Source organism: Microbacterium sp. APC 3901 (genome assembly GCF_030407765.1).
GTDB lineage: Bacteria > Actinomycetota > Actinomycetes > Actinomycetales > Microbacteriaceae > Microbacterium.
This window is the reverse complement of record NZ_JASDCU010000003.1, coordinates 156,782-169,718: the sequence shown is the minus strand read 5'-3', so window position 1 is coordinate 169,718 and position 12,937 is coordinate 156,782. Positions and strand designations below refer to the sequence as shown.

Below are 12,937 nucleotides of genomic sequence, written 5' to 3'. Positions count from 1 at the left end.
GGGTCGGAAATGTGACGTAATGAACCCGGACCGAATCCGCGGGTTGAGCATCGGGGAGATCAGCCCTGACCCAGCAGCCGCGCGGCCCATGTGCGAGCGATCACGAACGGCTCGGCGAACGTCGCCATCCCGACCGTCACGATCGCACCCTCGTACAGCAGCATCATCGCCTGCGCCATCGCGCGGGGATCAGGGACACCCGCCTCGGCGCAGAGCTCCTCGAACACGTCGAGCAGCCAGATCTTCTGACGCGAGACCTCGGGGAACACCGGGTGGTCGTCGTTGCCGTCGCCGATCTCCGCGCGCGCGTTGATCGCGCTGCAGCCCTTCGGGCTGTTCTCGTCGGACCAGGAGATCGCCGCGTCGAAGGTCGCGAGCACGCGATCAGGGCCGGGTTCGGGCACCCGGGAGAGATGTGCGGCCACATGCTCCCGCCAGCGGGCATCGCGGTGCTGGAGATAGGAGACGACGAGCGCCTCCTTCGAGCCGAAGCGATCGTAGAGGGTCTTCTTCGTGACGCCGGCCGCCTCGGCGATCGTGTCGACGCCGACGGCGTGGATGCCCCGTTCGTAGAACAGCCTCGACGCGGCGTCGAGCACGCGGCGCCCTCCGGGGGTGAGTGGTGCGAGCTCGGGAACGGACTGCGTCATGCGATTGAATATACCAGTCTGTATAGTCAGAGCATGAGTAAACAGATCGGTATACTTCATTCGGTGGTGACCGTCGCCGCCGCCGTGGCCTTCATCGGGACCTGGAGCTCGGGATTCATCATTCCGGCGTACGCCACAGTGGACGTGTCACCGTTGACGCTCCTCGTGTGGCGTTTCGTGCCCCTGGCGGTCGTCCTCCTGGCCGTCCTCCGGCTCACGGGCGGGGTGACGGGGCTGAGCGCTCGCGATCTGCGCACGCAGGCCACGATCGGGCTCTTCGCGCAGTTCGGATACTGCGTCGCGGTCTACGGCGCCGTCGCGGCGGGCATCGCGACAGGGACGGTGGCTCTCATCGATGCGGTGCAGCCATTGGTCGTGGCTGTGCTCGTCGGCCCGGTGCTCGGTCTGCGAGTGCGAGGTGCCCAGTGGGCCGGGCTCGTGATCGGAGCGGTCGGCGTGCTCCTGGTGGTGCGTTCGCAGTTCGGGTCGTCCGAGGCGCCTCCGGCGGCGTATCTGCTGCCGGCCGTCGCGATGACCTGCCTCATCATCGGCACCCTGCTGCAGCGGAGGTCGGCGGTGCAGACAGGGGTGCTCGTGACGCTGACCACCCACGTGACCGTGACCGCGGTGCTGCTCCTGGTGATCGCGGCCGTGACGGGAACCCTGATCCCGCCTGCATCCGCCTCGTTCTGGCTCGCCGTCGTGCTCACCGCGGTGTTCCCGACCCTCGCCGCCTACGGCCTGTACTGGTGGCTGCTGCGACGAGTGGGGATCACTGCGTTGCAGGCGCTCCTCTTCCTGATTGCCCCCGCGACCTCAGCCGCCGGCAGCATCCTGCTGGGAGAGCCGATCACCATCGTCACCGTCGCAGGGTTCGTCCTGTGCGGAATCGGCGTCGCGGTGGTGCTCACCAGCGAGTCGAGGCCTCAGGGGACGTCAGCGAGGTCGCAGGAGACGTCAGCGAGGCCGGCCGGAAAGTGCGACGTGGCGGCGCACGACGCGAGATAGCCGCCGGAACATCGTACGGTGGAGGAATGGTCAACAGGCGTGCGGTCGTGACGGGTGCGAGTTCGGGTATCGGAGAGGCCACGGTGCGCGCTCTGCGCGCGCGAGGCTGGGGAGTGGTCGGAGTCGCACGACGTGCGTCCCGGTTGGCGGCGCTCTCTGCGGAGACGGGTGCCTCGACGATCGCGTGCGATCTGACGGACCCGGATGCCGTCGCCGCGCTCATCACCGAGCTCGAGGCGTCCGGACCTGTGCACGCTCTCGTGCAGGTCGCCGGCGGCGCACGAGGCACGGATCGCGTCGAGAACGCATCGGTCGACGACTGGCAGTGGATGTATGACGCGAATGTGCTCTCGAGCCAGCGCCTCGTCGCCGGGCTCCTGCCGCTGCTGCGCCGGGCCGCCGCAGCTGACGGCCACGCCGACACGGTCTTCGTGACCTCCACTGCTGCCCAGGTCGCCTATGCCGGCGGCGGCGGTTACAACGCCGCGAAGGCCGCGCAGGCGATGCTGGTGCACGCCCTCCGCCTCGAGCTGAACGGAGAGCCGATCCGCGTCTCCGAGATCGCTCCGGGCATGGTGCACACCGAGGAGTTCACCCTCAACCGTCTCGGAGGAGACGCCGTCGCCGCAGAGGCCGTGTACTCGGGCGTCGAAGCGCCCCTGCGGGCCGAGGACGTCGCCGACGTGATCGCCTACGCGCTGGACGCCCCCGCGCACGTGAATCTCGACCTCGTCACGATGCGGCCCGTCGCCCAGTCGGCGAACCACCTCCTCGCCCGCGGACCGCTGCGCGTGCGAGCGATCGACTGAGCGATGACTGCGCGCACTCTCGCCGAACTCGCGGGCGACGGGCTGATCGACCTCGACTGGGCTGACGCGCTCGCTCCGGCGCAGCAGACGATCTCCGCCCTCGGTGAGCGGCTGCGTGAGGAGCAGGCTGCAGGCCGGGGCTACCTTCCCGCGGGTGAGCATGTGCTCCGTGCGTTCGAACGCCCGATGTCCGAAGTGAAGGTGCTCATCACGGGGCAGGACCCTTATCCGACTCCGGGGCATCCGATCGGCCTGTCCTTCGCGGTCGACCGGGACGTGCGCCCGCTGCCGCGCAGTCTCGGCAACATCTACGCCGAGCTCGAGAGCGATCTCGGCATCCCCCCGGCGCCGCACGGAGACCTGACCGCGTGGAGCGACCAGGGCGTGATGCTGCTGAACCGCGTGCTGACCGTTCGCCCCGGCGAGGCGGGATCCCATCGCCGCTGGGGGTGGGAGCAGGTCACCGAGCTCGCGATCCGCGCTCTCGTCGCCCGCGACCGGCCGCTCGTCGCGATCCTCTGGGGAAGAGACGCCGCACACCTCCAGCCACTGCTGGGAGAGACGCCGGTCATAGCCTCGGCGCATCCGTCGCCGCTGTCCGCCCGGCGGGGGTTCTTCGGCTCCCGCCCTTTCTCGCGGGCGAACGAGATGCTCGCAGAACTCGGTGCGAGCCCGGTCGACTGGCGCATCGGCGACGAGCCCCCTCTAAGCTGATCGCATGCAGTTCGAGCCCGGTGATCGCCGCCGCGTTCTGCCGCGCCATCTGCGACCGCAGCCGGAACCCGACGTGTTCTCGTACTCGATCCGTGCCGCACGGTCGGGCGACCTGCCATACGTTCGCGAGATCTACAACCATTTCGTCAGCAACTCGGTCGTCACGCTCGATGAGCGACGCAGCAGCATCCCCTATTGGCGGGAGAAGTTCGCGCTGCTGAACAAGCTCGGCCTGCCCTTCCTGGTGGCTGTCTCGCCGGCGGGAGTCGTGATCGGGTACGCGCTGGCGCAGCCGTGGGCGGGGAAGAACGCCTATCGATACACCGTCGAGGACTCGATCTACCTCGGGCCGGGGGCCGGCGGCAAAGGCCTCGGAGCCGCACTGCTGCAGGCGCTGATCGACGCATGCGAGCAGCTCGGCATCCGCGAGATGGTGGCCGTGATCAGCGACACCAAAGCAGACGCGTCGATTCGCCTGCATGCCAGGCTCGGATTCGTCGAAGCCGGGCGTACGGGTCGCGTCGGTCACAAGTTCGGCCGCGATCTCGGCACCGTCTACATGCGACGTGCCCTGCGCCCGAGCCGCCGGCGGAAGTTCTTCAGCATGAGCTCGGGGCGCTGAGACCCGAGATCACGCCGGGGGAGCGGGGATGACCGGGATCGCGGCCAGCAGCGTCTTCGTGTAGTCGTGCGTCGGGTGCAGCAGCACGTCCGCGGTGGTGCCGCGCTCGACGATCTCGCCGTCCTTCATCACGACGACGGTGTCGCAGAGGTTCTGCACCACCCCGATGTCGTGCGACACCAGCACGAGCGTGAGGTCGGCGGTGCGGCGCAGCTCGATGAGGAGCTCGAGGATCTGCGCACGGACGGTCACATCGAGCGCCGACAGCGGCTCGTCGCCGACGAGGATGCGCGGACGGTGGACGATGGCCCTCGCCAGAGCGATGCGCTGCCGTTGCCCGCCCGAGAACTCGTGCGGGTATCGATCGCCCATCTCGGGCTCCAGTCCCACCTGCTCGAGCACTTCGCGCACTCTGGCTCGGTGATCGCCATCGATCCCGAGCGCCCACAGCGGCTCGCCGACGGTCTGCGCGGCGGTCATCCGCGGGTCCAACGAGGCGTACGGGTCCTGGAAGACGAGCCCGGTCTGACGGCGCAGCCAGTGCAGCGATCGTGCGGATGCGGACGCATCCACCGCTCTGCCGTCGAGGGTGACGGTGCCGGACGTCGGGCGGTCGAGACCGAGAAGCAGTTTGACGAGGGTGGACTTGCCGGACCCGGACTCGCCGATGATGCCGACGGACGACCCCTCGACGATGTCGAGATCGGTCGGCGCCAGTGCGGTCTGCCGTCGGGTGCGCTCGAAGGTCGAACGCTTCGGGACCACGAAGTCGCGCTGCAGCGACCGGGCCTCGATCAGGCTCATCGTCTGCCTCCCTCAGGACGCCAGAGCGTCGCGGTGGCGTCGCGGAGGAGACCCTGCGTGATGGGGGACGTCGGAGCGGTCAGGAGCGTGCTCACGGGTGCAGCCTCGACCACGAGTCCGTCTTCGAGCACGACGCCGTGGGTCGCGACCTGTGCGAGCACCGCCAGGTCGTGCGTGATGAACATGAGAGACATGCCCTCCTCCTCGACGAGCCTCAACAGCAGTGAGAGGATCTCGGCCTGGATGGTGACGTCGAGAGCGGTTGTCGGCTCATCGGCGATGAGGAGACGCGGCCGGCACGCGAGGGCTATCGCGATCGCCACTCGCTGCCGCTGACCGCCCGAGAGCTGGTGCGGATAGCGATCGACGATCGAGGCGGGGTCGGGCAGCCGCACGCGTGCGGCCTCCTGGATCGCACGCTCGCGGGCCTCTCGCCGACCGATGCCCTCGTGGATGCGGATCGACTCGGCGATCTGTCTGCCGACCGTGCGGATCGGGTTCAGGGCGGTGCGAGGCTCTTGGAACACGATGCCGATCTCGTCACCGCGCAATCGCGCGAGTTCGCGATCCGGAAGTCCGATCAGCTCGGTGCCGTTCCAGCGGATGCTGCCGTTCGCGACCGCCCCCTCGGGGAGCAGCCCGAGCACCGCGAGAGCGGTCAGCGACTTGCCGGAGCCGGATTCGCCGATCAGGCCGAGGCGGGACCCGTCCGGCACCTCGAACGAGATGCCGTCGACGACGGTGCGTCCGTCGATGCGGACGACGAGGTCTGTCACCTCGAGGCTCATGCGATCACCGCCGGCGTATGGACCTCTGCCGCGCGGTGGCGCAGCGTGGGATCGGTGGCCTCCCGCAGCCCGTCGCCGAGGAGGTTGAGCGCCAGCACGGTGATCGTGATCGCCAGGCCGGGCCAGATGACGGACAGCGGGTGCACGCCGATGTAGCGCTGCAGGTCGGCGAGCAGCAGTCCCCAGCTCGGCTCCGTGACCGAGGCGCCGAAGCCGAGGTACGACAGGCCGGCCTCGGCGAGCACCGCGACCGCCATCGACCACGAGAGCTGCACGATGAACACGGGGGCGACGTTCGGAAGAAGATGTCGAGCGAGGCTCTGTCCGGTCGTGAGGCCGGACGCTCGCGCGGCGAGGACGAAGTCGCTCTGCTGCACGCGGCGCAGCTCGGGTCTCGTGACGCGGGCGATGTTGACGCCGAAGCCGATGCCGACCGACCAGATCACCACCCACAGCGAGCCGCCCCAGACCGATGAGATCATCATGGCGATCAGCAGCACGGGGAAGGCGATCAGGATGTCGACGAGCACGGCGACCGTCTCGCGCAGCCAGCGGGCGGTGAGCGCACCCAGGGCGGCGAGGGCTATGCCGACGAGGGTCGCGACGACACCGGCGCCGATGCTGACGAACACGGTCGTGCGAGCGCCCGCCATGAGCAGGCTGAGGATGTCACGGCCCGTGTCGTCGGTGCCGAGCAGATGCGGCCAGCTCGGGATCGACCAGCGAGCGCGCACATCGGACTCCTGAGGATCGAACGGCGTCCAGAACAGCGAGACGAGTGCGGTGAGCGCGATGACGGCGACGACGATCACGCCGAATCGCCCGGTGGAGGTTCGCACCAGCGTCGGAAGCCAGCCGCGCATCACGCCTCCCTCTGGCGCGGATCGACCGCGCGGTGGATCAGGTCGACGAGGAATCCCACCACGAGCACGAATCCGGTGAGCACGAGCAGCTCGCTCTGCACTTTGATGAGATCGCGCGTGCCGACGTCGGCGACCAGCATCCGTCCGATGCCGGGAAGCGTGAAGAGCTGTTCGATCACGACCGACCCGACGATGATGCCGGCGATCTGGAGTCCCAGCACGGTGATGATCGACAGGCCGACGGCGGGGATGCCGTGCGAGATCAGTGCCCGCGTGCGCGTGAGGCCCTTGGCTGCCGCCGTGCGCACGAAGTCCTGCCCGGCGGCCTGAAGGGTGGCGCTGCGGACGAACCGCATGAGCATCGCCCCCTCGACGATGCCGATCGTGAGAGCAGGCAGGATGAGCGACTCGAGCGCCTTCCAGGGCGTGCTCCATCCGGTGCGGGGGAAGCCCTGTGGCGGAAGCCAGCCCAGCCAGACCGAGAAGACGACGATGAGCATCATCCCCGCCCAGACGACCGGCACCGCGGCGAGTGCCTGCGCGCCGACGCTGAGGGCGGTGCCTCCGCGTCCGCCGCGGCGCAGCGCGGCCAGGATCCCGAACGGCACCGCGATGAGCACGGCGATCAGGAGGGCGAGGATGCCGAGGGGCACCGTCACCTGAGCCTTCTCGAGCAGTTCCTCACCGACGGAGGCGCCGGAGAGCAAAGACGTGCCGAGGTCGCCCCGGAAGATGCCCCCGATCCACTCGGCGTACTGCGCGGGAAGGGGGCGGTTGAGGCCCAGCGACTCGCGGAGCGCCTCGACCTCGGCGGGGGAGGCCTGGGTTCCCGCGATCAGCTGCGCGACGTCGCCGGGAAACACCCGCAGGGTCAGGAAGATCACCGCACTCGACACGAGGAGCCCTGCGATGAGCAGGACTCCTCGGACGAGCGCGTAGCGGATCACGACGTGCGCGTCATCACTGCTCGGTGGCCACGGTGACGCCGGCCAGGTTGATGCGCGAGTTGATCGAGTCCTCGGGGAACCCCGTGACGAGTGGGCTCACGGCCGTGATCGTCGCGCCGTTGTACAGCCAGTCCGCCGCATGGTCCTCGGAGACGATCCGAGCGGCCTCGGCGAGCAGGTCCGCCGACTTGTCGGGGTCGACCTCGGCCAGCGCCTCGGTGTAGAGGCTCTGCACCTCGGCGTTGTCGTAGCCGAAGTAGTACTCGGGGTTCGCGAAGTTGCCGAAGTCTCGCGGCTCGACGTGCAGCACGAAGCTCAGGTCGTAGTCGTGGTTGGTGTAGACGTCCTCCAACCAGGTCGGGAACTCGACCGAATCGACATCGAGGGTGACGCCGACCTTCTGGAAGTCGGAGATGAGGACCTTCGGGACCGTCGTGCCGTAGAAGCTCGGGATCGTCAGGGTGAGCTCGAGCTCTTCCTGCCCGGCCTCGGCGAGCAGCTCCTTGGCCTTCTCCGGGTCGTAGGAGACGACATCGGAGAGGTCTTCGTAGCCGGGGTCGAGTTCGGGGATCGGTCCGTAGAGGGTGGAGCCAGCGCCGACGGCTTCGACGAGAGCCTCGTGATCGATCGCGAGACGCAGCGCTTCGCGCACCCGGACGTCGTCGAGAGGCGCCTTGGCGTTGTTGAACGCGAGCGTCGCCTTGTCGGTGGTCCGACCGGTGGTGAGCGAGAAGTCGCCGGACTCCTCGAGCTGCGGGGCGAGATTCGGATCCACAGCGGTGAGCACCTGGACGCCGCCGTCGAGGGCGGTGTTCACTCCGGCCGTGAAGTCGGGGATGTACTGGAACTCGACCTCGGCGACTCCCGCAGGCTCGCCCCAGTACGCCTCGTTGCGGGCGAACGTGATGGCACTGCCCTTGCTCCATCGCTTCAGGGTGAAGGGGCCGGTGCCGTTCTCGGCGGTCTTGAGATCGGTCGCGTCGCCGGTCTGGAACACGAGGCCCGCGGGGCCGGTGAGCGAGAACAGGAAGTTCTGGTTCGGCTCGGTCAGCGCGATCTGCACCGTGGCCGGGTCTGGAGCTGTGATCGAGGCCACCGAGGCGAACTCGGCATTGCCCTGCAACGTCGCGTCAGTGCGCACGGCCTCGTACGAGGCGACCACATCGGCCGAGGTGAGTGCGGTTCCACTGTGGAAGGTGATTCCCTCGTTCAGCGTGAACGAGTACGTGAGTCCGTCTTCGGAGACCTCGTAGTCGGACGCGAGGCGCGGCACAGTCTCGTTCTCCTGCGTGCGGCTGACGAGACCCTCGTAGATGTTGTCGATCAGGATCTGCTCGAGCGCTGCACCGCTGGTGCGACGGATGTCGAGGTTGGTGGGCTCGAGCACGAGACCCACCTGCAGCGTCGCGTCCGGGTCGGGCTCTCCCGCCGGTTCGGTGGTCTCCGGCTCGGCGGCACCTGCGCAGGCGGTGAGGACGATGGCGCTCGCCGCGATCGCGGAGATCAGCGCGAGTCGTCGCGTACGTCGGAACATGGGGTGGTTTCCTCTCGGGGCGGCAGTTGCTGTGTGCCGATGGATCGAGCCTAGGGATGTGTCGGGGTGGTGAGGGCGAGATGTGGAACGGAAGGTCACATTCCGCGCGAAGCGAGGGACGAGGAGATCAGTGTCGCCAGCTCGGCGGGTGCGGTCTCCTGCACGTTGTGGGTGGCCTGGACGGCGGTGACGCGGGCGTGGGGCAGGCGCTCGGCGAACTCCTCCGCATCCGCCTCGCTCACGAAGCCGTCGATCGCGCGGACGAGCGTCACGGGGGCTGTCACCTCCGTGAGATCCTGCCATCCGGTGCTGTGGAGCGGTGACGGCGCCGAGACGTCGCCGGGGTCGTGGGCTGCCAGCGTCTGAGCGGCGAGGTGGGCGAAATGGTGCTTCCACTCGACACGTCCGTCGTCGCGCACACGCGTGTTGAGGAAGACGCCGCGCTCGGTGTCGGATCGGGCGCCGCCGAACCCGAAGGAGATCGCACGGTCGACGAGCTCGTCGCGCGTCTCGAAATCGGTGGGGCCGGCGTAGAACTCGCGCAGCGCGGCTGGGCCGGCGGAGGTGTCGATGCCGGGAGTGATGTCGACGACGATCAGCCCCGAGACGAGGTCGGGTCGAGCAGCAGCGAGCGCTGCCCCCGTGAGGCCTCCGAGCGACTGGCCGACGACCAGCTGTGGGCCATCGGTCCAGGCGTCGAGCGCTGTCGCGACATCGAGCGCGAGCGTGCGAGGGGAGTAGTCGACGTCGCTGCGCCAGGAGGAGTCGCCGTGCCCGGCGAGGTCGATCGCCAGCACCGGATGCCGGAGGGCGAGCACCGTCGTGTCCCAGGTGTGAGCGTTGAGCCCGGCGCCGTGCAGCAGCGTCACGCGGGGCGTCTCCTCGCCGAACCGGAGAGCGCTGACGTGACGGCCGTCGGGGAGAGGCAGCGTGACGCGCCGGACGGATGGTACAGAGACCCCCATCGCCTGCGCCTGTGCGGGAAGATAGTTGAACTCGCTCGTGTCGATCGCCACTTGCATATTCTGCTCTGTCTTCGGGGTGGTGCGGAAATGCCGCGACACTGTGACAACCTCTTGTGTGCGATCGGGTGTCAGATTGCGCATCCAGCGCGGTGGGGATCTATCACTATGCATTCCTCCGCCCGGTGTGCGGCCTGCCGGAACAAGTGCACAACGGAATATCATTGAGGCATGAGCGAGACGCGAGTGCACCTCTCCAAGACCGAGCCGGCTGCCTATCAGGCGCTCGACGCCTTCGCACGTACGGTCGGAGAGATCTGCGCCGCGAACGGCATCGACGACCGTCTCAAGGAGATCGTGATGATCCACTCCTCGCAGCTGAACGGATGCAGCTACTGCACCCGTCTGCATGTCGACAGGGCGCTCAAGGCCGGCGTCGACACGGACACGCTCATGCAGATCGCGACGTGGCGAGAGAGCGATGTCTTCAGCGATCGCGAAGAGGCGGCACTCGAGCTCGCCGAGGCTTTCACGTTCATCTCGGAGGAGGGGATCTCCGACGACGTCTACAACCGTGTCGGGGGAGTCTTCACGGAGAAGGAGTACGCAGCACTGAGCTGGGCCTGCATCTCGATCAACGCGTTCAACAGGGTCGTCATCGCCGGGCGTTACCCGGTTCCGCCGCGCGCTCCACAGGCGCAGGCGTGACCGTCCTCGACATCGGCGGCGTCAACAATTTCCGCGACGTCGGCGGACTGCCCGCACAGGGCGGGCGGATCCGTTCGGGAATGCTGCTGCGGTCGGGCCAGCTCTCGGCGGCCACCACAGCGGGTGTGCACGAGGTCCGTCGTCGCGTCTCGCACATCGTCGATCTCCGAGACGGTGAGGAAGTCGCTGCGGAGCCGACCGAGATCGAGGGGCCTGACACCACTCACCTCCCGTTGTTCCTCGGATCCGTGCGCTCGTTCTTCGAGACCGATACGAGTCTGGAAGACCTCTATCTTCATCTTCTCGAGGAGAGCGGAGAGCGGCTCGTCGCCGCCATCCGCATCATCGCGGCCGGAGAGCCGACCCTGGTCCACTGCACGGTGGGCAAGGATCGCACCGGGGTGACGGTGGCCCTTGCGCTTGCCGCAGTGGGCGCCGACCGTGAGGCGATCATCGAGGACTACGCGCTCACGGAGTCGCTGCTGCCGGCTGAGCGGTCGAATCGCATCGCCGCCTACCTGAGGGCGCAGCATCCGCAGGCGGTGCACGCGGTCGCGTTGGCCACACAGTCACCTGCGCCCGTGATGAGGGGGCTCCTCGAGCAGGTGGACGAGCGGTGGGGCTCTGCCGCCGGCTATCTCCGTGCGAACGGCATGACGGATCAGGAGCTCGGGGATCTTCGGGAGGCACTCGTGGAAGAAGTGCCCGAGCAAGGTTAGGCAACCCTTCGCGTGCTGTATGATGGATTCATCATGGAGACCTTCCTCGAGACCCGCAGCACGCGTGCCGAGCGTCGCGCCGCACGTCGTCGTGCTCACCACCTGGTGACCGCCGACGAGCACTCGTTGGCCGAACTCGAGGTCTTCCTCTCGACATTGCCGCTGTGCGCCTCGGGCCGGATCTTCATCGAGGTCGCTGACGCATCGGACATCGGTGTGATCGACGCGCCTGGCCGCATGACCGTCACCTGGCTCGCTCGAGCCCAGCGGTCAGGAGCACCCGGAACGGGTCGCGCCTGCGCTCCCGGCGAGGCGCTCGCGCGAGCGACCTGCGCCTGGGCTGACGAGATGCTCTGCGACGACGAGCTCGAGACGCACATCACCCTTCTCGGCGGTTACCTCGGCACTGCCGACATCGTCGAGCACCTGACCGGCGCACTCGACATCCAGCCCGCTCAGATCCACGCACCCGAGCGGTTCGGACTTCTGCCCGTCGAGCGCTAGGCGCTGAGCGTCTGCGGTCGAGTGCGGCTGCGGCGGACGTAGTTGCCGTCTTCGAGTCCTGCCTCGATCTCGAAGCGGTTGCGCAGGGGGTCGCGGCCCGCGAAGAGATAGAGCACCGGAAGCAGCACTCCGTACCGCAGCCACTGCGCCTTGTGCACGGCTTCGTGCCGCAGCATGGCGTCGCTCGGTCGTGCGTCGCCGGTGAGGAAGCAGCCGCCCACGCACACCCCACCGCGATTGAACGTCCAGTTCGGCATCCCCTGGAACACCCAGAGGCCGGCGCGTCTTTCGACGGGTCCGGTGCTCCACAGCGAGCCCCAGCACCAGCCGACGGCCGTACCCCACCAGTAGCCGAGTCGGCTGATCGGCGAGCGGAGCAGGAACGCGGGAATTCTACGGTCGAGTCGTCGACCACGGGCCAGGGCGAGATCGGCGGCGGGCCGCCAGTCGGCGGTCATGCGACGGCACCGACGAGGCGGAGCAGGGCGCCGAGGTCGTCGACCGCGTCGGCGGGAGAGCGAGGGGCGAACCCGGCGATGGTCGCACCTGCCAACGGCACGCGTGACCGCAGTGCCCGGATCGCGGCGCTCAGAGCAGCAGGTGCGAGTCCGAACGGGGCGGGGGAGGAGACACCGGCGATCTCGGCGGGGTCGAGCACATCGACGTCGATGTGCACCCACACGCGCCGCGCACCGGTCGCCTCGACCGCGTCGGCCAGCGCATCGGGCGAGTCGAGATCCCGGACGGACAGCTGGGTGAGGCCCTCGAGAGCCTCCACCTCGGAATCCTCGAGGTTGCGCATGCCCACCGTGACCACCCGGTTGCGGGAGATCCCGGGAGTGACGGCGAGCTGGGGTTCTCCCTCGCCCAGGACTGCGCGGAGTGCCATGCCCGAGAAGGCACCGGAGGGCGACGTGTCGGGTGTGTGAAGGTCGGCATGGGCGTCGCACCACACGACGGCGAGGTCATCGGTCCCGCCGGGGAGAGCCGCCAGCGCGGCGACCGTCACGCTGCAATCGCCGCCGATGATCACGGTGTCGGCCGTCATGCTCTCGTGGACGAGCTCTCTGGTGCGCAGGAGCGCACTGAGGCGGCGAACGCCTGTTCCCAGAGACTCGCCCGCCTCGACAGGCACGTCGAGCACCGTCGTGGCTGCACGTGGAAGATCGCCGGCGATCGCCGAGGCGCCGTCGACGAGAAGCATCGCGCGCGCGGCGGGGGAGCCCTGCCACTGCGGAACGACGAGGAAACGCACCATGAGTGCCTCCAGCTGGGAAAGAGGAGCGGGCGCCTCGGACGCGAGGA

General features: G+C 68.5%; 16 protein-coding genes. 7 read left to right on the top strand and 9 right to left on the bottom strand.

The genetic code is table 11. The features are described 5' to 3' along the window. Window positions 1–59: 59 nt before the first annotated feature. Window positions 60–650, bottom strand: a complete 591-nt coding sequence (locus QMA07_RS03945; protein ID WP_290160158.1) for a TetR/AcrR family transcriptional regulator — start codon at window positions 648–650, stop codon at window positions 60–62. A 33-nt stretch (window positions 651–683) separates the two neighbouring features. Between QMA07_RS03945 and QMA07_RS03940 the strand changes: the two genes are divergently transcribed. Genes QMA07_RS03940 through QMA07_RS03925 form a run of 4 tightly spaced genes read left to right on the top strand, consistent with a single transcriptional unit; the run spans window position 684 to window position 3,803 of the window. Beyond that, entirely contained in the window at window positions 684–1,658 is a 975-nt protein-coding gene (locus QMA07_RS03940) for a DMT family transporter (protein WP_290160157.1), read from the top strand. 26 nt (window positions 1,659–1,684) lie between these two features. Beyond that, a complete protein-coding gene (locus QMA07_RS03935; RefSeq protein ID WP_290160156.1) occupies window positions 1,685–2,467 on the top strand; it encodes an SDR family oxidoreductase in 783 nt (260 codons plus the stop codon). Between the two features lie 3 nt (window positions 2,468–2,470). Continuing rightward, window positions 2,471–3,181 (top strand): uracil-DNA glycosylase, encoded by a 711-nt coding sequence (locus QMA07_RS03930; RefSeq protein ID WP_290160155.1) that lies wholly within the window; start codon window positions 2,471–2,473, stop codon window positions 3,179–3,181. Between the two features lie 4 nt (window positions 3,182–3,185). Next, window positions 3,186–3,803 carry a GNAT family N-acetyltransferase gene (locus tag QMA07_RS03925; RefSeq protein WP_290160154.1) on the top strand — a complete coding sequence of 206 codons (618 nt, stop codon included), beginning with the start codon at window positions 3,186–3,188 and terminating at the stop codon, window positions 3,801–3,803. 9 nt (window positions 3,804–3,812) lie between these two features. Here QMA07_RS03925 and QMA07_RS03920 read toward each other — a convergent pair whose 3' ends face one another. The 6 genes from QMA07_RS03920 to QMA07_RS03895 form a co-directional block, all read right to left on the bottom strand. Continuing rightward, window positions 3,813–4,607: an ATP-binding cassette domain-containing protein gene (locus QMA07_RS03920; protein ID WP_290160153.1), complete on the bottom strand. Its 795-nt coding sequence runs from the start codon at window positions 4,605–4,607 to the stop codon at window positions 3,813–3,815. Next, the gene (locus QMA07_RS03915; protein WP_290160152.1) at window positions 4,604–5,395 is read right to left on the bottom strand and encodes an ABC transporter ATP-binding protein; all 792 of its coding nucleotides are present in this window, start codon (window positions 5,393–5,395) and stop codon (window positions 4,604–4,606) included. Before QMA07_RS03915 ends, QMA07_RS03920 begins: the two co-directional genes overlap by 4 nt. Beyond that, the gene (locus QMA07_RS03910) at window positions 5,392–6,258 is read right to left on the bottom strand and encodes an ABC transporter permease (RefSeq protein WP_290160151.1); all 867 of its coding nucleotides are present in this window, start codon (window positions 6,256–6,258) and stop codon (window positions 5,392–5,394) included. Before QMA07_RS03910 ends, QMA07_RS03915 begins: the two co-directional genes overlap by 4 nt. Then, on the bottom strand, window positions 6,258–7,205 hold the full coding sequence (locus QMA07_RS03905) for an ABC transporter permease (RefSeq protein ID WP_290160150.1): 948 nt from the start codon (window positions 7,203–7,205) through the stop codon (window positions 6,258–6,260). Before QMA07_RS03905 ends, QMA07_RS03910 begins: the two co-directional genes overlap by 1 nt. 13 nt (window positions 7,206–7,218) lie before the next feature. Continuing rightward, complete coding sequence (locus QMA07_RS03900; protein ID WP_290160149.1) at window positions 7,219–8,739, bottom strand: ABC transporter substrate-binding protein; 1,521 nt, start codon at window positions 8,737–8,739, stop codon at window positions 7,219–7,221. Window positions 8,740–8,834: 95 nt separating this feature from the next. Next, on the bottom strand, window positions 8,835–9,761 hold the full coding sequence (locus QMA07_RS03895; protein ID WP_290160148.1) for an alpha/beta hydrolase: 927 nt from the start codon (window positions 9,759–9,761) through the stop codon (window positions 8,835–8,837). Between the two features lie 171 nt (window positions 9,762–9,932). Between QMA07_RS03895 and QMA07_RS03890 the strand changes: the two genes are divergently transcribed. Genes QMA07_RS03890 through QMA07_RS03880 form a run of 3 tightly spaced genes read left to right on the top strand, consistent with a single transcriptional unit; the run spans window position 9,933 to window position 11,632 of the window. Continuing rightward, window positions 9,933–10,409, top strand: coding sequence for a carboxymuconolactone decarboxylase family protein (locus QMA07_RS03890; RefSeq protein WP_290160147.1), 477 nt, complete (start codon window positions 9,933–9,935; stop codon window positions 10,407–10,409). Then, a complete protein-coding gene (locus QMA07_RS03885; protein ID WP_290160146.1) occupies window positions 10,406–11,128 on the top strand; it encodes a tyrosine-protein phosphatase in 723 nt (240 codons plus the stop codon). The genes QMA07_RS03890 and QMA07_RS03885 overlap by 4 nt, the downstream gene beginning before the upstream one ends. Before the next feature lie 33 nt (window positions 11,129–11,161). Next, window positions 11,162–11,632, top strand: coding sequence for an SIP domain-containing protein (locus QMA07_RS03880; RefSeq protein WP_140036758.1), 471 nt, complete (start codon window positions 11,162–11,164; stop codon window positions 11,630–11,632). Here QMA07_RS03880 and QMA07_RS03875 read toward each other — a convergent pair. Together QMA07_RS03875 and QMA07_RS03870 are read right to left on the bottom strand one after the other, a co-directional pair. Beyond that, entirely contained in the window at window positions 11,629–12,090 is a 462-nt protein-coding gene (locus tag QMA07_RS03875; RefSeq protein ID WP_290160145.1) for a Fe-S oxidoreductase, read from the bottom strand. The genes QMA07_RS03880 and QMA07_RS03875 overlap by 4 nt on opposite strands. Then, window positions 12,087–12,890: an arginase family protein gene (locus QMA07_RS03870; RefSeq protein ID WP_290160144.1), complete on the bottom strand. Its 804-nt coding sequence runs from the start codon at window positions 12,888–12,890 to the stop codon at window positions 12,087–12,089. The genes QMA07_RS03875 and QMA07_RS03870 overlap by 4 nt, the downstream gene beginning before the upstream one ends. Between the last annotated feature and the right edge of the window lie 47 nt (window positions 12,891–12,937).